This is a genomic window from Kitasatospora albolonga, assembly GCF_039535905.1.
Lineage (GTDB): Bacteria > Actinomycetota > Actinomycetes > Streptomycetales > Streptomycetaceae > Kitasatospora > Kitasatospora albolonga.
The window spans coordinates 1-18,317 of the sequence record NZ_BAAAYB010000130.1 but is presented as its reverse complement, the minus strand read 5'-3'; the positions used below and the strand labels follow the sequence as shown (position 1 = coordinate 18,317).

Below are 18,317 nucleotides of genomic sequence, written 5' to 3'. Positions count from 1 at the left end.
TGCCGCCGCGGGTGGACGCCCTGGCGGCGCTGACCCCGGCCACCGGGGACGGGCCGCGCGCGGACTGCGTCCAGTGCGGCGAACCGACCGAGTACCCGGCCGACCACCCGGGGCTGACGCTCTGTCCGGTCTGCGCCTGGCAGGAGGCCCAGCGGGTGGCCTGCTCGGGCTGACGGGGGCCGGAGCCCTCGGCCCCGGGCGCCGTCAGCCGAGGGCGGTGCGGAGGCGTTCGAGCTCGTCCGCGCGGCGGTGGTCCTTGGGGCGGCCGATGGCGCGCCGCATCCGGATCAGGTCGTCCAGCGCCGCGTAGCGGACGGTCAGGCCGTCCGCCGGGTCGGTGGCGGTCAGGGCGCGGGTGAGGCAGCCGGTGGTGTCCAGGCCGCCCCAGGGGAGGGCCGGGGTGCAGAGGTCGCCGGTGACGCCGCTGACGCGGTAGGCGGCCTGAGGGCGGGTCAGATCGGGCAGCTCGGTGCAGTCGGCGGCGGACAGCGCCTCGTGCAGGGCGCGCGCCTCCTCCGGCGAACCGTCCCAGAGCAGGTCCAGGTCCCCGGTCGGCTCGGCCGAGCCGTGCAGGATCCCAGCCACCTGGCCGACCAGCACCGCGCGCGAACCCGCCGCGTGCAGGGTACGGAGGAAGGGGAACGGGTCGAAGCCCAGCGCCCCGTCGGTGGCGAAGGTGCCGTCGGTCTCGTCGGCGGCCTCGGCCGCCCGGCCGGTGGGGATCCGGTCGCGGGTCAGCTCGGCGGTGCGGCGGACGGTCTCGTGCAGCCGTGCGAGAGGTGAGAGGGCAGTGGGTGGAGTGGTCATCCCGCCATCCCACCACCGCGGCGTCGGTGCGGGGGCCGGTTCGCCGTGGCCGGGTGGAGGTCAGCGGGTGAGGCGGGCGGTCACCGGGAGGTGGTCGCTGCCGGTCGCGGGCAGGGTCGAGGTGGAGAGCGCGCGCAGGCCGCGGCTCAGTACCTGGTCGATCCGGGCCAGGGGTGCGGAGGTCGGCCAGCTGAAGTCGAAGCCGGAGCGGGCCGGGGTGAGCCGGGAGGTCAGCGGCCGCAGGCCCCGGTCGTCGAGGGTGCCGTTGAGGTCGCCCATCAGGACCACCTCGTGGATCGGCTCCGCACGCAGGGCGGCGGCGAGGATGCGGGCGCTCTCGTCGCGGCGGGCGCTGCCGAGGCCGGCGAAGCCGAAGCGGATCGAGGGGAGGTGCGCCACGTAGACGGCGAGCGCGCCGTCCGGCGTGCGGGCGGTGGCGCGCAGGCCGCGCTGCCAGCGCGGATCGGTGAGGCCCGCCGGGCGGAGGTCGAGCGCGCGGGCCTCGGTCAACGGGAAGCGGGACCACAGGCCGACGCTGCCGAAGACCGCGTGGTGGGGGAAGTCCGCCGCCAGCACCGCCTGGTAGGCGGGCAGGGCGGCCGGGGTCAGCTCCTCCAGGGCGATCAGGTCGGGCCGGGCCCCGGCCAGCGCCCGTGCGGTGCCGCCGGGGTCGCGGTTCTGGTCGCTGACGTTGTGCTGCACCACCGTCAGGGTGCCGCCCGCCTGCGGGCGGTGCGGGATCAGCAGGGGACCGAAGGCCAGCGCCCAGGCGGTGGCCGGTATCAGCACGGCGAGCGCCGCGCCCCGGGACCGACGGACCAGGGCGCAGAGCAGCAGGGCGGGCACGGCCAGGCCGAGCCACGGCAGGAAGGTCTCCAGCAGACTGCCGAGGCGGCCGATCCGGTTGGGCACCAGGCGGTGACCGAGGATCAGGAGGGCGACCAGCACCGCGGCCGAGACGGTCAGCCCGCCGCGCCTGCGCCACGGCCGCTGCCACCGCCACGTCCTCCGCACCGCCACCGTCCGCTCCTCCCGGGCCCACCGTGGGCAACGCGGAGGGGGACGCGTACGGAGTGATCTTCGGTTCCGTGGGGTGTGGCGACAGGAGTGGGGACGGAGGCGTGGGTGGGGATCCTCGGTTCCGTGCGGGTCGAGTAGGAGTGGCGGCGGGGGTGGGGGCGTGGGCAGAGCCGTCAGGGGCGCTCGCGGGTGGTGAGGCGCAGGGTGGAGCCGTGGCGGCCCTTGTGGACCAGGAGCTGGGCCGGGATGCGGGAGCGCAGGTCGGCCACGTGGCTGACGATGCCGACGGCGCGGTCGCGTTCGCGCAGCCCGTCCAGCACGTCGAGCACCTCCTCCAGGGTCTGCTCGTCCAGGCTGCCGAAGCCCTCGTCGATGAAGAGCGTGTCCAGTGGCATGCCGCCCGACTCGTCGGTGACCACGTCGGCCAGGCCGAGGGCCAGGGCCAGCGAGGCGAAGAAGCTCTCGCCGCCGGAGAGGGTGGAGGTGTCCCGGTCCTGGCCGGTCCAGGCGTCGACGACCCGGAGGGAGAGGCCGGAGCGGCGGTTGCCGGAGGCGCGGCCGTCGCTGTGGACCAGGGTGTAGCGGCCGCCGGACATCCGCAGCAGCCGTCCGCTGGCGGCGGCCGCGACCTGCTCCAGCCGGGCCGCCAGCACGTAGGACTCCAGGCGCATCCGGAGCACGTTCTCGGTCGAGGTGCCGGAGGCCAGTTCGGCCAGCCGCTTGATCTGCTCGTACCGGGTCAGGGTGGGGCCGAGGGCCTCGACCAGCGCGGTCAGTCGACGCCCGAGCCCGGCCAGGGCGGTGACCCGGTCGGCGGCGGCGCTGTCGGCGGCGGAGGCGGCCCGGAGCCGGGTGAGGGTCTGCTGCTCCTCCTGCCGGGCGGCGGCCGGATCGGCCGGAGGAAGGGCCGCAGCGGCGACCAACTCCGGCTGGGCCAGGCGGTGTTCGATCAGTTCGCGGTCGGCGCGGGCCCGCTCCACCCGGGCCCGCAGCGCCTCCCGCTCGGCGGTGGGCAGCAGCGCGGCCCGGGCCTCGGCGGGGGAGGCGAACCCGGCCGAGGCGCTGACCTCGCCCAACTCGGCCCCGGCGTCCGCGAGTCGGGCCGCCGCCTCGGCCCGGGCGCGGGTGGCGGCCAGGGCGGCGGCCACCGCGTCGGCCAGTGCGGCCAGGGCGGCGGCCCGCGCGGCGACGCTGGGGGCGCCGCCCCGGGCGTCGGCGACCCGCGCGGTGAGCCGCTCCCGCTCCTCGGCGAGGGTCTGCAGCTTGCTGGTGAGGGCGGCGGCGCGGATCCGAGCCTGCTCCTGCTCGGCCTGGCGGGCCTGCTGCTGATGGGTCAACTGTTCGGCCTGACGCTGGAGTTGCCCGAGCGCGTCGGCCTCCGCGAGGGTGCGGCGCAGCGCGGCGTCGGCCTCGGTGAGCGCGTCGGCCAGCTGCCCGGCGGAGTCCTCGCCGGCGGTGGCGGCGGCCGCCGCCTCGGCCACCCGGAGCGCGGCCAGCTCCTGGGCGGCGGTGTCCCGGTGCTGCTCGGCCCGCTGCTGCGCGGCCCGGGCCCGCTCCTCGTCGGCCTGGCCGACCGGCGCTCCGGTCGGCTGCGCGGGGGCGGGGTGCGCGGTCGCTCCGCAGACCCGGCACGGCGCGCCGTCGGCCAGCTGGGCCGCCAGCTCGGCGGCCATCCCGGCGAGGCGGCGCTCCCGCAGGTCGAGGGTGTGCTCCCGGGCGTCACCGGCCCGCTCGCGCAGGGTGGCCAACTCGCCCTCGGCGGTGGCGATCCGGCCCCGGAGGCGGTCCCGCTCGGCGGCGGCGGTCAGCCGGGCGCGAAGCTCCGCGCGGCGGGCGTCCAGCTGCTCGACCCGGGCCTCGGCGGCCCGGGCGGCGGCCTGCTGCTCCTGGAGCTCCTTGAGGCGGGTGTCGAAGTCCAGCAGCCAGTCGGCGGCGTCGTCCGCGGCCTCCTGCGCGAGGCCCAGCTGGTGGTTGGTCCGCTCGGCCTCGCGCAGGGCCTCGGGGAGGCGGCGTTCGTCGGCCCGGGCGACGTCGAGGCGGCCGAGGTCGGCGCGCAGGCCGCGCTCCGCCTCGGCGAGGCGCTCGGCCCCGGCCCGGTGGAGCGGGGTCCGCGCGTCGGTGGCGGCGCGGCCCGCCGCGGCCTCGGTGCCGACGGGAAGGTCGGCCCCGGCCGGGGTGGGCGCGACGCGGTCCTGCCCGGTGGGGTCGCCTTCCTCGGTGGGATGGCCTTCCCCGGCCACGGCCGGCCCGGTGGGGCCGTCCGCCCCGGCCGGGGCCTGCTCGGCGAGGGCCGTGCGAGCGCGGTGCTCGGCCGCCTCGGCGGTGGCCAGGGCGGTCGCGACGGTGGCGTGGTGGCGCAGGACGGGCTCGACGGTGGCGGCCTGCTGGGCGACGGCGAGCCGGTCGGCGTCCCGCTGGTGGGCCTCGGCGCCGAGCGCCGACTGCTCCGCGGCCCGGACGGCCTCGGCGTGCCGCTGCTGACGCTCCGCCAGTTCCTGGGTCGTACGGAGCCGGGCCCGGGCCCGCTCGTGCGCCTGCTCCGCCCCGGCCAGGGCCAGCGAGGCCACCGTCGAGCGCTCCGCCGCGTCGGTGCGCAGCAGGGCGGCCCAGCCGAGGAAGGCCGCCGGCCCGGCCGACTCCGGGACCCAGGCGGTGAGCGGCTCGGCGGACGGCCCGGCGGCCTGCTCGGCCCGGGTGGCCAGCGCGTGCAGCTGCTGACGGTCGGTCCGGACCACGGCCTCCTGGCGGGTCTTCTGCTCGGTGAGCCAGCGCTCCACCTGCTCGAAGCGGCCGGTGTCGAAGAGCTGCCGGAGCAGCTTGGCCCGCTCGTTGGCGTCGCCCCGCAGGAAGCGGGCGAAGTCGCCCTGCGGCAGCAGCACCACCTGGCAGAACTGGTCGCGGCTCATCCCGATCAGCCGGTGGATCTGCTCCCCGGCCTCCTGGTGCGAGCGGCTGACGGCCCGCCAGCCCGGTGCGCCCTCCCCGGCGTCCGGCACCCACTCGCTGAGCAGGGTCTCCGGCTTCTCCGGCGTCATGCCGGTGCCGCGCTTCTTGGGGCGCAGCTGCTCGGGCCGCCGCACCACCTTCAACCGCTGCCCGCCCAGGGTGAGTTCGAGCTCGACCTCGGTGAGCAGGCCGGGCTCGGCGTGGTCGCTGCGCAGCGGGTTGCCCTTGCGGGCGCCGGGCACCTCGCCGTAGAGGGCGAAGCAGACCGCGTCCAGCACGCTGCTCTTGCCCGCACCGGTGGCGCCGCGCAGCAGGAACAGGCCGGAGGCGCCGAGCTCGTCGAAGTCCACCTGCTCCGTGGCGGCGAACGGGCCGAACGCGGTGATCCGCAGCCGGTGCAGCCTCATCGGGGCAACTCCTGCTTCTGCTGGTCGAGTTGGCGGACCTCTTCGAAGGCCTGGCGGAGCCAGTCCCGTTCGGCGGGGTCGGCCTCGGTACCGGGCCGGACGTGCCGGACGAAGCCCTCGGCCACCTCCTGGTCGGTCCGGCCGCTGACCCGCGAGGCGTAGGACTCGGGCCGCTCACCCTCCACCGGCTCGGGGTCGAAGAGCAGTTGGAGGGTGTGCGGGAAGCGGGTGCGCAGCTGCTCCATCGGCTTCGCCGGGCGGGCCGGATCGGTCAGGGTGGCCTGCACCCAGGAGCCGGTGTGCTTCCCGTACTTCTCGTCCTCGAGCAACTCGTCGAGCCTGCCGCGCAGTTGGGCCAGCGGGCGGGGCGCGGGGGTGTACACCCGCTCGGCCTCCACCGAGCCGTCGGCGGCCAGGTCGACCAGCCACATGCTCTTGCGGTGGGTGGTCTCGGAGAAGGAGTAGGCGAGCGGCGAGCCGCTGTAGCGCAGATGCGGGGCGATGGTCTGGCAGCCGTGCAGATGGCCGAGGGCCACGTAGTGCGCCCCGTCGAAGACCGCCGAGGGCACCGCCGCGATGCCGCCCACCGTGATGTCCCGCTCGCTGTCGCTGGCCTCGCCGCCGGCCACGAAGGCGTGCGCCAGCACCACGGCCCTGGTCCCCTCCGGCCGCCCCGCCAGGTCCTCCCGGACCCGGCCCATCGCCGCCGCCAGCACCTGCTCGTGCCCGCCCTTGGCCAGCCCGAACCGCTCCCTGGTCAGCGCCGGCTCCAGGTACGGCAGACCGTAGACCGCCACCGGCCCGTGCTCGTCGGCCAGCACCACCGGCTCGGCCACTCCGCCGGGGTCGGTCCGCAGGTGGATCCCGGCCCGGTCGATCAGCCCGGAGGCCACGCCGAGCCGGCGGGCGGAGTCGTGGTTCCCGCTGATGAAGACCGTCGGCACGCCCAGCTCCGCGAGCCGGTGCAGCACCTCGTCGAACAGCTCCACCGCGTCCAGCCCCGGCAGCGCCCGGTCGTACACGTCCCCGGCGACCAGCACCGCCTCGACCCCGCGCTCCTCGACCACCTCCACCAGGTGCTCCAGGAAGCCGCGCTGCGCGGCGATCAGGTTCTCCCGGTGGAACGACCTCCCGAGGTGCCAGTCCGAGGTGTGCAGCAGTCGCACGTACCCAACCCCCACACGTCTCGCACTCACCAGGACCGTCCCCGAGTATCCCAGCTCGCGCCGACAACCCGGGAATCCCGTGCCCGCCTCCGGCTCAGCCGCGCTGCCAGAACTTCTTCGGCTTCTCGGCCGGCGGAGCCTTTTCGGAGAGAACCAGCTCCGCCACGCTGACCTGGAGGTGGCGCGTGGACACCCGGGCCCGCTCGTCCCAGTACTCGTAGCTGAGCTCCACCAGCCAGCTGGTCGGAGACCTCCGGAAGACAAGACGGCCGTCCTTCTCGCGCGAGCCGACCGTCCGGCACAGTTCCTCGGCCCGGGCGACGGCCGCGTCGCGGTCACCCTCCACCGCGACCTTCTGCGTCAGGACCCAGGTGTTGTCGCCTCCCAAGGATTCGCTCTGCTCGACCAGCACGTACCAGCTCATGGTGTTCTCCCCCGTGATCCGCTCGACCCGCTGGAATCTACCGGGCGGGGAAGGACCTCGTTCGGACGGTTGCTCCATGTGTTCTGTCGGTGACCGTGTGTACGTTTCGGTCGTCGGCACCCGTCGGGGGTCGGCGGTTCGACCCTGGGAGGGGATCTGCATGGCCAGGAAGTACGGGGCGCGGCGGCGGACGGCGGGGCGGCGGGCGTGCGGGGAGGTGCGGCAGACGGTCGCCCTGGCGGTGGCGACGGATGCGGCGGCGTACGCGCGGCTGCGGCGGTGCGGGCTGTTCGAGGGGGTGGACTTCGGGGCGTACCTGCGGTGCACGGAGGGCCGGCTGCGGGCGCTGCGGGGGACGGGGGTGGACGTGCACCTGCGGGTGCTGGAGCCGGTGGACTTCGAGGACTTCTGCGCGGAGCACCTGCTGGACCCGGCGGATCCGGTGGCGGAGGTGGCGTACGCGGCCGATCCGGAGCTGGCCGGCGAGCCGTTCGCCTACGCGGGGGAGGGGCTGGCGGAGCTGCTGCCGGTGCTGACGGAGGATCACCGGGCGCGGGTGCGGATCTCGATCGGGTGCGCCGCGCTGCTGGCGGCGGTGGGGTGGGAGTCGAGCCCGCAGGAGCGGGTGGCGGCGGTGCTGGGGTACGTGTCGGAGGTGGTGCTGGCGCTGGCCGAGGGCGCGGGGGACGGGCGGCACCGGCTGACGCTCCGTTCGCTGGGGCTGTTGGACGGCGAGGAGCTGACGGCGGTGGCCGGGCTGGTGGTGCGGGAGGGGCTGCCGGATGCGGTGGGGCGGGAGGTGGAGGCGTTCTGCGTCACGCTGGCGGCGGCGGTCGCGGGGTGCGGCTCGGGGGAGTTGATGCTGTACCGGGCGGACGGCGCGGTGCACGGGTGGGTGCTGGTGGACGGCTGGCTGCGGCCGATGACGGCGGCGGAGACCGGCGCGGTGCTGGAGCTGGGGGCGGCCGGGGCCGGGGTGCTGGGGCCCGAGCTGCCGGTGGGGGAGGGCGGGGTCCTGGGGTGCCCCGGCTTCCCGCTGCCGCTGCCGTGACCGTCCCGGGGGTGGCCGGGAGCTGAACCCCGGGCGGACTGCCGTGCCCCGGGCGGCGGCCAGGACTGTTCATCGACCGAATGTTCGGGGAAGATCAACAGTCGGAGGCATCGACTCCGAATCGCCGCCGGCACCCGAGACCGAGGGAGGGGGACGCATGGGCAGCATCGAGTACAGCGCGGAGATCGCCGAGCTGCTCGGCCGCGTCCGCCGCCGCCCGACGGCGGGGTGGCCCTGGCGTCCGGGCGAGCCGGTGCCGCAGGGGCTGCCGGTGAAGCAGTCCTGGGGCTGGCTGTTCGTGCCCGACGGCCGGGTGCTGACGCTGGTGAACCCGCGGGACGGGGTGGTCAGCCTGCCGGGCGGTTCGCTGGAGCCGGAGGACGCGGGGGATCCGGCGCTGGCGCTGGCCCGGGAGGCGGGGGAGGAGGCGCAGGCCGTGATCGGCACCGCGCACTACCTGGGCTACCTCTACGACCGGATCGGCTCGGCCAACGGCGGCCACGAGTGCGCCCGGGTCCGGATGGCGGCCCCGCTGCACGCCGTCGGGCCGACGGCTCCCGACCCGGCCTCGGGGCGGCACTACCGCCGTCTGCTGGTGGCGCCGGGGCTGGCGGTGGAGCTGCTCGGCTGGGGCGGGCCGGGCCTGCGGCAGGCGCGCGCGGCGGTGGAGGTGGCCGTCCGGCAGCTGGGCATACCCACGGCCGCCAACGAGACCATCGAGGAGCTCCCGGCGGACGGCGCGGTCCTCGGCTGAGACCCGGAGCCGGCCCCGGTCGCGAGTCGGCCGCGAGCCGCCCGGGGGGTGAGCGGGAACTGACACCGCGTCGGACTGACGGTGTCACACGGGCTAATCCTCGCAACAACTTTGGCATGGCCACCATCCGGCGTAGCTACTCCCTGGTATCAAAAATGTGACCCGCGTCACGTGACCTGTGTCACTCCAGTGGAGGTGCCCGTGCGTCCAGTCCGTGCTGTCTCCGTCGCCTTCTCGGCGATGCTGCTCACCCTGACCACCCTCGTCGTCGCCCCCGCGGCCCACGCCGCCGGGGCCCGCTACGTCGCCCTCGGCGACTCCTACTCCGCAGGGGTGGGGGCGGGCAGCTACACCAGCGAGAGCGGTAGCTGCAAGCGGAGCACCAACGCGTACCCGTACCTGTGGAAGAACGCCAACGCGCCCGCCTCGTTCTCCTTCCTGGCCTGTTCGGGGGCGAGAACCGGTGACGTGCTGGCCAACCAGCTCGGCACCCTCAGCTCGACCACCACGCTGGTGTCGATCACCATCGGCGGCAACGACGCCGGCTTCGCCAGCACCATGCAGACCTGCGTGCTCAACTCCGAGAGCGCCTGCCTGACGGCGGTCGACAACGCGAAGGCGTACGCGACCAACACGCTGCCCGGCAAGCTCGACCAGGTGTACGCGCAGATCCGCAGCAAGGCGCCGAGCGCCAAGGTGGTGGTGATCGGCTACCCGCGCCTCTACAAGGTCGGCGGCGACTGCGTCTTCGGCATCGGCGACACCAAGCGGGCCGCCATCAACAGCGCGGCGGACCTGCTGGACGACGTGATCTCCAAGCGGGCGGCCAACGCGGGCTTCACCTACCGCGACGTCCGGGGCCTGTTCACCACCCACGAGATCTGCGGCTCCGGCGCCACCTGGCTGAACTCCACCGTGCTCCCGGTGGACGAGAGCTACCACCCGAAGGCGTCCGGCCAGTCCGGCGGCTACCTGCCGGCCTTCTCCGGCGGCGTGTGAGCCGTCCGGTAGACGGCGTGAGCCCGTACCCCCTGCCCCGAGACGCGGGCGGCGGGGGGGTACGGGCTCTGCGGCGTGAGGGATCGTCAGGGCAGGTAGGAGCGCAGGCCGCCGACGGTCAGGCCGGCCGCGGTGACGTCCGCCAGGGCGCGCTGGAGGTCGGTGGCCAGCGTGTCGGAGAAGTGGAAGATCACCACGTCACCGGCCTGGAGGCCGCCGCGGTAGCTGGTGGAGGCGCCCCAGCTGTAGTCCGCGGTGGCGGTCATCACGGTGCGCAGGCCGCAGTTGGCGGCGGCCTGCAGGGTGTCGGCGTTGAAGGCGAAGTACGGCGGGCGGAAGACCTTGGGGGCGGTGCCGTACCGCTGAGCCACGGCGTCCCGGGCGGTGCAGATCTCGGCCTGCTGCTCGGCGAGCGGCAGGGTGGTGAGGTCGCGGTGGGAGACGCTGTGCACCTCCACCGAGCCGCCGGTGCCGGCCGAGGTGACCCGCTTGAAGAAGTCCGGCTCGAAGCCGACCGGCATCGGCAGCGGGAAGGCGGTGACGGGCAGCTTGTTGGCCTCGACGAAGTTCACCACGTCGGGGGTGCGCTGCCAGCCGTCGTCCACGGTGAAGAAGACCTTCTTGTCCTGGACGGCGGCCGGGTAGGGCACGTTCCAGGTGGCCCAGGCCGGGTCGACGGCCGGGCCGCTGAGCTCCACGTCGTCGGCGGAGAAGGCGCCCTGCTCGTACCAGCCGTGCAGGTAGAGGCGGACGGTGGAGGCGTTCGGGCCGGTGGTGAAGCGGGTGGTGAGCTTCTGCCAGCCGCCGTTGGTGGTCTCGGTCCAGGACGGAGCGACGTCGTTGCCGGTGCCGGTGGCGCCGAGGAAGACGTAGTTGCCGCGCACCCAGGCCGAGTAGCTGTAGGTCGTGTTGGGGCGCACGGCCACGGTCTGGGCGCACTCGCCGTTGCTGTGGTCGTTCGCCGGGGTCACGGTGAGGCCGGCTGTGCCGGTGCGGGCCGCCGTGTCGCGGATGAACGCCTCGCCCGGGACGCACTGCCAGCCCGGGATCGTGCCCCAGTCGGCCAGCGGCAGGGTGGTGGTCTCGAAGCCCGGGTTGGTGGCCAGGTTGACGGCCGGAGCGGTCTCGGCGTGCGCGGCGGTGGGCCCGGCGGCGCCGAGGACCGTGAGGGCGCCGACGGTGGCGCAGGCGATCCGGCGCAGAGAGGTGTGCACGAGTGAACTCCTGTGTGGGGGAAGGACGCTGCACTCCCCGGAGGGGCGGGGAAGAGGGGACGGCCCGCCGCACGTCCGGGCCGGGCCTGGGTACCGGCCGGGGCCCCACATTGGACTGGACCAGACGGCCCGTCAAGGGTGCGCGGGCCCGGCGGGGGCACCTTGCCCCGGCTTGCCCGATCATGCCCCCGGCATCCCGTCACCACGGTTCGTCCACCTCCCGGAAACGGAAGCGTCACGGCCGTCAGCCCGTGTACAACTCCTCGACGTCGTCCGCCCAGTGGGCCAGGATGGCCGAGCGGCGCAGCTTCAGCGAGGGCGTCAGCAGGCCCTCCGCCACGGTGAACTCCCGCGGCAGCAGCCGGAAGGCGCGGATCGACTCGGCCCGGGAGACGGTGGAGTTGGCGGCGGCGATGCCGCGCTGCACCTCGGCGTGCAGCGCCTCGTCCGCCAGCACCGCCCAAGGATCGAGCTGGGCCCGGCCGTTGGCCTTCAGCCAGTGCGCCAGGGCCAGCGGGTCGAGGGTCAGCAGGGCGGCCACGTAGGGGCGGTTGTCGCCGACCACCAGGCACTGCGAGATCAGCGGATGGGCCCGGACACGCTCCTCCAGCAGCCCGGGCGCCAGGTTCTTGCCGCTGCTGGTGACGATCAGCTCCTTCTTCCGGCCGGTGATGGTCAGGTAGCCGTCGCGGTCCAGCGCGCCCAGGTCCCCGGTGGCGAACCAGCCGCCGTGGACGGCCGGTTCGGCGTGGTTGAGGTAGCCGGCGAAGACCGTGGGGCCGGCCACCCAGACCTCGCCGTCCGGGCCGATCGCCACCTCGGCCCCGGGCAGCGGCCGGCCGACCGTGCCGGCCTTGGTGCGGCCCGGCGGGTTGGCGGTGATCGCGGCGCCGGTCTCGGTCAGGCCGTAGCCCTCGTAGACGGTCATCCCGGCCCCGGTGAAGAACAGGCCCAGCTCGCGGCCGAGGTGGGAGCCGCCGCACATCAGGGCCCGGGCCCGGCCGCCGAAGACGGCCCGCAGCCGCTGGTAGGCCAGCCGGTCGTACCCGGCGTGCCGCAGCCGCAGGGCGGGGCCGGGGCCGGGGCCGGTGGAGAAGGCCCGCTGCTCCCGGGCGGCGGCCCACTCCACGGCCACCTGCCGGGCCTGCTCGAAGAGTTCGCCGCGCCCGGCCTCCTCGGCGGCCTGCCGGGCCCGCTGCGCCACCTTCTCCAGCACGTACGGCACCAGGTGCAGGAAGGTGGGCCGGAAGGAGGCCAGCGCGGGGAGCAGCGAGTCGGTGGTCAGCTCGGCGTGGTGGCCCAGCCGGATGCCGCCGCGCACCGCCGCGATCTGCACCACCCGGCCGTAGACGTGCGCCATCGGCAGCATCAGCAGGGTGGCCGGCTGCCCGCCGCCCTCGGCCAGCACCTGGGCCCAGCCGGTCAGCAGCGCGTCCGCCTCGGCGGCCAGGTTCCCGTGGGTGAGCATGCAGCCCTTGGGGCGGCCGGTGGTGCCGGAGGTGTAGATGACGGTGGCCACCGAGTCTGGGGTGACGCCGAGGCGCTGACGGTGCACCAGGGAGTCGGGCAGGCCGCGGCCGTCCCGGGAGAGCTCGGCCACGCAGTCCTGGTCCAGCTGCCAGATCGCGGTCAGCCCGGGCAGCGCGTCGCAGACCGCGCCGACCGTCATGGCGTGGTCCTCGTGCTCCACCACGCAGGCCACCGCCTGGGTCTCGGCCAGGATCCAGCGCACCTGCTCGGGGGCCGAGGTCGGGTAGACCGGCACGGGGACGGCGCCGACGGACCAGAGCGCGTAGTCGAAGAGGGTCCACTCGTACCGGGTGCCGGACATCACCGCGACCCGGTCGCCGTAGCGCACCCCGTGGCCCAGCAGTCCCTTGGCCAGCGCCAGCACCTCGTCGCGGAAGCGCAGCGCGGAGAGCGGACGCCAGCCGTCCGGCCCGGGGAGGGCCAGCTGCACCAGTCCGGGCGTCCGGTCGGCGGTGTCGTACAGCGAGTCCGCCAGTCCACCGACCGCCGGGGGAGGGGCCGCCGGTCCGCTGAACTGCCGCAAGGCCACCCCCGTCCGCCCCGGCCCGTGGGCCGGGCCCGCCGCCCCGGCGCGGCATGCGGCGAAGCTACCGGATCGTCGCGGCCCTGCCCAGAGCTGCCGCACCGTCAGGCACTCTTGGCACGTGCCGGTGTCGCGCCCGGCAGGACAGACCTGTGCAAGTGTCAGAAACCGGGAGGAACATCACCGTTTGGTTCCGGCTGGCCATTCGACCCTTCGAACGAGTGGTCAGGGAGTAGTAAGGTGACGCAGATCTCGGGCAGAGGACGTGCCCGAACACTCCTTTCCGTGTCCATGACTGGCCTCCCGCACCCCCTCCCTGCACCGAGGACTCCATGCGTCTGCGCAGCAGCTCGATCCGCGCGAAGATGATCGCGCTGCTCTTGGTGCCCATCGTCGCCCTCACCGGTCTGTGGGTGTACGCGACGATGGTGACCACCGGCGACGTCTGGGCCCAGCTGGACGTCTCCACCGCGTACCGGACCTTCGGCACCCCCACCGACCAGTACGCCCGCGACGTGCAGAACGAGCGCCGGGCCGCGGTGCTCCGGCTGGCCGACCCGCGGGACAAGGAGCTCCAGGAGCGCTACCTCCAGGCCCGGACGATCACCGACCGCTCGCTGCAACTGCTGCGCTACCAGGCCGACTCCTCCGACAAGGGGAAGCTCGACGCGGTGCAGCGGCTCCGGCTGACCGAGATGCTCACGGCGGCCGACGGCCTTGCCCCGTTGCGCGACGTGGTGGACCAGCGCCTCAAGGACTGGGACGTGGTGGTCACCGAGTACAGCAAGCTGGTGCTGCCGGTCTTCTCCTTCCGCTCCGCCTTCGTCAGCCGGCAGACCGGCCAACTGCCCCGCCAGGGAATGGTCCTGACGGAGCTGGTGCGGGCCCGTGAGTACCTCTCCCAGGGCGAGACCGGCATCCGGGCACTGCGGCTGATGCTGGACCTCAAGGAGGCCAGCCCGAAGGACCGGCCCGAGCCCACCCCCGCGATGTACCAGGTGGCCAAGGACGCCCTCCACAACGAGCAGGCGCTGTTCACCGTCTACATCCCCGAGTTGGACGAGCAGGACCGGGTCGACTACCTCGCCGTCCGCAACGGCAACAGCCTCTCGGCGCTGGCCGAGTCCGAGGGCCTCTTCCTCGGCTCGCCGGACCCGCGCCAGGCCGTGCTCGGCATCCCGCCGGTCTCCTGGAACGGCCCGGCCGAGAAGGGTCTGGAGGAGCTGGCCACCCTCAACACCCGGCTGGTCGGCGAGATCGGCGCCCGGGCCCGCTCGTACGCGGTGAACCAGCTGGTGCGCGGCGGCATCGCCGGTCTGATCGGCCTGATCGCGGTGGTCGCCTCGGTGGTCATCTCCTACCGGATCGGCCGGGGCCTGGCCCGCGAGCTGATCGGCCTGCGCAACTCCGCACTCGAACTCTCCGGCACCCGCCTGCCCGCCGTGATGCTCAAGCTGCGGCGCGGCGAGCCGGTGAACATCGCGGCCGAGGCGCCCGAGCTGGAGTTCGGCCCGGCCGAGATCGGCGAGGTCGGCCGCGCCTTCAACCAGGTGCAGCGGGTGGCCGTGGAGGCCGCCGTCGAGCAGGCCGAGCTGCGCCGCGGCGTCTCCGCCGTCTTCGTGAACCTGGCCCGCCGGAGCCAGGTGCTGCTGCACCGTCAGCTCACCCTGCTGGACACCATGGAGCGCCGCACCGAGGACCCGGCCGAGCTGGAGGACCTGTTCCGCCTCGACCACCTCACCACCCGCATGCGCCGCCACGCGGAGGGCCTGATCATCCTCTCCGGCGGCTCGCCGGGCCGGGCCTGGCGCAAGCCCGTCAGGATGGTGGACGTGGTCCGCGCCGCCGTCGGCGAGGTCGAGGACTACGCCCGGGTGATCGTCCGTCCGTTCCCCGGTACCGGACTGCTCGGCAGCGCGGTCGCCGACGTCACCCACCTGATCGCCGAGCTGGTGGAGAACGCCGCGGTGTACTCGCCGCCGCACGCCCAGGTCACGGTGCAGGGCGAGGTGGTCGCGCACGGCTTCTCGCTGGAGATCGACGACCGGGGCCTCGGCCTGAGCGAGACCGCGCTCGCCGAGATCAACCAACGCCTGGCGGTGGAGCAGGAGTTCGACCTCGCCGACACCGACCGGCTGGGCCTCTTCGTGGTCAGCCGGCTGGCCCGGCGGCACGGCATCCGGGTGCACCTGCGGCCCTCGCCGTACGGCGGCACCACGGCGATCGTGCTGATCCCGCGCGAACTGCTGGCCGAGGCACCCGACCTGCTGGCCGAGCCGACCGCAGCCCCCCGCCAGGCCCCCGCGCCGACCCCGGCCGCCCGACCTGGCCGCGGTCCCCTCGCCCGCCGCCGCCTTCCTCTGCACTCAAAGAAGTGGAGCGCTTGAGACGGGCCGCACCTTCGGCGACGCGGCGCGACCGCCCGAGCCCCGACCACGGCTCGGGCTTGGGGAGTTCTGGTAGCTGTCTCAGACCGCGAGGACTGGGGGACCGTGGCCGGCTCCTGTAGGGATGCCGGGACACGCTACTGCCGGTTCCGACTCGGAAAGGAGTCCATTTATTGTACTGGACGCGGGGGCACCTGGGCTATGAAGAGCGGGGACTCCGTCGTACGAACAAGACTTCTGGCTCGGGCCCAAAAAACACAGCCGATGCGCGGTCTTGCACCCGCCGTATTGGACCCGGAGCTCCGTGCGCATGCTCTAGCACTAGAGCACACCCATACTGGCACCCCGCGACTGTCGAACAAAAACAGTGTGCGCTCCCCTGGGACTTTACGAGGTACGGATGTGCGGGAATGGGGAAACCTGGCTGGACCAGGTGCTACAACTTTCTCGCCCAGTCCTGAAGGGGAGGCCGAAGACGGGGAGCTGACAGAAGGCCACTGGTCACAACCTCGTCGAGACCTCCGTGTCCGTCCCCGACACCGCTGGCTTTCCCAGAATCGGCGCACGGATTGAACGCGGTTCTCCGGTCACCCTGTTTTACCCCCGGTCACGCTTGTGCACACGCGACCGGACACTCGAACGTCAACGGCTGAGCGCGCACGAGGGGAACGGGGGCGGTGAGCCCCGACACCCCACCACCAGTCGCTGCCCACAGTCCAGCCGGTGTCCGACCCGACGCTCAACCCCGATACAGCGACTATCCAGATTAACGGTGTGATTCCTATCCTTCCAGGATCCCTGGTTACGCTTTGTCAGCCGAATCCTCGTCCGCCTGACCACCTTTAGCGCATCAAAAAACTAGTATGGCGGGCCTGTGCGGACACGCAGTACCCGCCTGACCTGAGTGACCGTTGGCTCCCCCGAACAAGTAACATCCGCGGCACAAAAGAAAGAATGTATCCACCCGGCTAGATAAATGGTCCAAAAGGCCCGCGACACGTGAGCCCACCAAACGTCCACGGCTGTTCTATTAGGCCTTAGACCGCAGCCCTCAAATAGGGGCGCCAACAGTAATAAAGGCAAGTAACTCCAAGATAGTTCGTGGCGGCTTCCTCAACTTTCCAAACTCGGAACCGACCCAGTGAGTCCGCGGAGTGGGCTGACTCGCTCCACCGTTAACTCCACGCGCGTACACACTTCGGATTCGCCGGCTGAATCGAGTACGGCGTTCGTGCGCTCGACGCCCGATTCCTGGCGCAGGTACCTTGCTCCATCAAGCCGCAATACACTTATGAAAACTGCTGCGCATGCCATCTAAACTCACCTCGAGTAACAAACGACTAACAAGTTACCCATCGGATCACGCCCGGCCCTCTGACTCTGACATCTCCTCTTATCGACCGGCCTTCCCGACCCTCCCGGCCACCATCCTCCCCCCAGACAACCCGCGTAACCCGCGCGCTTCACCCCACACCAATGCTCCAAGCGATGCTGCGGCCCGACAACGAAAGCGGCGAGCCTGGCGAAAGTGCTTCGTAGGGGTGCCGTCAAGTTCAACTAGATCCGTCGACGGATGGCGCGCCCCGGGTGGAGTATCGGCATCCAGCGGCCAGACAGCGGCCCCCGAGTGGGCCGAGCGAGCTGGGACGAGCTGCCTAGACAACCGTCACGTGCTGGTACTGCCCATATCGTCCATTTTCGCGCCTCGGTACACGAATTACCCATGGACACCACTCGCCCAACCAGATCACCCTCTTGTCTCAACCCACCCCCAGACGGTTATCACCACGTAAAAATCATTGGCGGCGCACCGTAAGCTGAGAACACTCGCCCGCGCGCCCGGGACACTTGAATACTCCGACGCCGAGGCAAATGAAACGCGTACCTGCCTCGCCCTTTCCCTCATCTGCCGGACATAGCTCACACCAGAACCCCCAAACGCGCGAAACTCAGGTTCCCCGTCCTAGTGGGCACTGCGCTATCCCCGCAAGCAATTAATATATCCCGCCCCGCGCTCCCGCACGTCGTCCGACGACGCAACCCGAACTGGTGAATGATCGGAGCCCGGGCACCGGCGTCGCGCCGTTCGTCGGTTCCTGGAGGAGCGCCGGGCAAACCGCGGGCACCGGGTGCCCCAGCTCGGCTAGTTCTTCGGCGAGCAGCGTCACGGGGCTGACGGATCTTTTCTGTACTACGAAGAGGAGCTGGTACCGCACCCTGCTCTCGCGCGAAACACGGCTCCCCCTCCAGGCATCAACTATATCAGTCAGAGCTCCAACAAGTGACGGCAAGTGAGCGATCGGAATAATCGTGGTAGTTGAGCGGGCCAAGTCTCGTCCTCCAGCCAGACTCACGCAGTCTCCCGCGCTCGCCACACTGTGCTACGGACCAACCTGTGGCTTCGTTAGCATTTTACCGCAGGACCGGCACCGTGACTCCTTGGAATATAAGGCGAAGAGGACGTGGACCAAGTCGCCAAGATCTCAACGCGTCGGAAGAACGTGGCACATTCGTCGACTCACCAGTTACCCTATTGGCGGGCACCCAAGCCATCGACACAACATAAACCCGTAGAGCTGAGGCTGGGCGAGTCAACAAGCCCTACGCTGGAAGCAACCTCGCACTCCGACAAGACGCGTAAATGTGCAGTGACTGTTGTTGTACTGACGGGAGTCACAACAACAAAAGGTCGAACCAAAAGAAGTGTACAACGAGCGAGATGCTAAATCACCAAGTGGTGTTGCGCGCGTCCGAAATCAGAATTGATGAATTACAGGCAAAAGGAAATTGACACCTTCGCCACGATGTTGAGGCGCGTTCTTATGTTCGATAACTATTAAAACACCTACTCCTTAACCGTCCTTAGCGAGTGAGACACCAAAAACTACAATCTGACGACATCCAATTCTGGACGTCACATTCTAAAGCGCAGAGACTCCCAGGTGCTAGCCACATAATTCAATTCAAGTACAGAGCAACGGTCCGCGGCCCTCATAGACCCATGTCTAGCGCTGATTCCGGCCCCACCGCCCCATTGACCCCCGGTCCAGAATTGAGCGAGAGCGCCCTGCACCCCCACGCCACAACTA

General features: G+C 72.2%; 11 protein-coding genes. 4 read left to right on the top strand and 7 right to left on the bottom strand.

Annotation, left to right across the window (positions count from 1 at the left end; translation table 11 throughout):
* Nucleotides 1-204: 204 nt before the first annotated feature.
* The 5 genes from ABD946_RS31820 to ABD946_RS31800 all read right to left on the bottom strand — a co-directional run bounded on the left by ABD946_RS31820 (nucleotide 205) and on the right by ABD946_RS31800 (nucleotide 6,770).
* A complete protein-coding gene (locus ABD946_RS31820) occupies nucleotides 205-807 on the bottom strand; it encodes a hypothetical protein (protein WP_345289070.1) in 603 nt (200 codons plus the stop codon).
* 60 nt (nucleotides 808-867) lie between these two features.
* Nucleotides 868-1,821, bottom strand: coding sequence for an endonuclease/exonuclease/phosphatase family protein (locus tag ABD946_RS31815; RefSeq protein ID WP_380150548.1), 954 nt, complete (start codon nucleotides 1,819-1,821; stop codon nucleotides 868-870).
* A gap of 179 nt (nucleotides 1,822-2,000) precedes the next feature.
* Nucleotides 2,001-5,180: an AAA family ATPase gene (locus tag ABD946_RS31810; RefSeq protein ID WP_345289068.1), complete on the bottom strand. Its 3,180-nt coding sequence runs from the start codon at nucleotides 5,178-5,180 to the stop codon at nucleotides 2,001-2,003.
* The gene (locus tag ABD946_RS31805; protein ID WP_345289067.1) at nucleotides 5,177-6,346 is read right to left on the bottom strand and encodes an exonuclease SbcCD subunit D; all 1,170 of its coding nucleotides are present in this window, start codon (nucleotides 6,344-6,346) and stop codon (nucleotides 5,177-5,179) included. The genes ABD946_RS31810 and ABD946_RS31805 overlap by 4 nt, the downstream gene beginning before the upstream one ends.
* Before the next feature lie 94 nt (nucleotides 6,347-6,440).
* The gene (locus ABD946_RS31800) at nucleotides 6,441-6,770 is read right to left on the bottom strand and encodes a hypothetical protein (protein ID WP_345289065.1); all 330 of its coding nucleotides are present in this window, start codon (nucleotides 6,768-6,770) and stop codon (nucleotides 6,441-6,443) included.
* A 160-nt stretch (nucleotides 6,771-6,930) separates the two neighbouring features.
* Between ABD946_RS31800 and ABD946_RS31795 the strand changes: the two genes are divergently transcribed.
* The 3 genes from ABD946_RS31795 to ABD946_RS31785 all read left to right on the top strand — a co-directional run bounded on the left by ABD946_RS31795 (nucleotide 6,931) and on the right by ABD946_RS31785 (nucleotide 9,574).
* The gene (locus tag ABD946_RS31795) at nucleotides 6,931-7,821 is read left to right on the top strand and encodes a hypothetical protein (RefSeq protein ID WP_345289064.1); all 891 of its coding nucleotides are present in this window, start codon (nucleotides 6,931-6,933) and stop codon (nucleotides 7,819-7,821) included.
* 157 nt (nucleotides 7,822-7,978) lie between these two features.
* Nucleotides 7,979-8,575: a hypothetical protein gene (locus tag ABD946_RS31790; RefSeq protein ID WP_345289063.1), complete on the top strand. Its 597-nt coding sequence runs from the start codon at nucleotides 7,979-7,981 to the stop codon at nucleotides 8,573-8,575.
* Between the two features lie 201 nt (nucleotides 8,576-8,776).
* On the top strand, nucleotides 8,777-9,574 hold the full coding sequence (locus tag ABD946_RS31785) for an SGNH/GDSL hydrolase family protein (protein WP_380150517.1): 798 nt from the start codon (nucleotides 8,777-8,779) through the stop codon (nucleotides 9,572-9,574).
* Between the two features lie 86 nt (nucleotides 9,575-9,660).
* On the opposite strand, the gene ABD946_RS31780 is transcribed toward ABD946_RS31785, so the two are convergent.
* Both ABD946_RS31780 and ABD946_RS31775 read right to left on the bottom strand, forming a co-directional pair.
* The gene (locus ABD946_RS31780) at nucleotides 9,661-10,788 is read right to left on the bottom strand and encodes a polysaccharide deacetylase family protein (protein WP_345289062.1); all 1,128 of its coding nucleotides are present in this window, start codon (nucleotides 10,786-10,788) and stop codon (nucleotides 9,661-9,663) included.
* Nucleotides 10,789-11,032: 244 nt separating this feature from the next.
* Nucleotides 11,033-12,841, bottom strand: a complete 1,809-nt coding sequence (locus ABD946_RS31775; protein ID WP_345289060.1) for an AMP-dependent synthetase/ligase — start codon at nucleotides 12,839-12,841, stop codon at nucleotides 11,033-11,035.
* A gap of 332 nt (nucleotides 12,842-13,173) precedes the next feature.
* Between ABD946_RS31775 and ABD946_RS31770 the strand changes: the two genes are divergently transcribed.
* Nucleotides 13,174-15,228 (top strand): sensor histidine kinase, encoded by a 2,055-nt coding sequence (locus tag ABD946_RS31770; protein WP_345289059.1) that lies wholly within the window; start codon nucleotides 13,174-13,176, stop codon nucleotides 15,226-15,228.
* The last annotated feature ends 3,089 nt before the right edge of the window (nucleotides 15,229-18,317 follow it).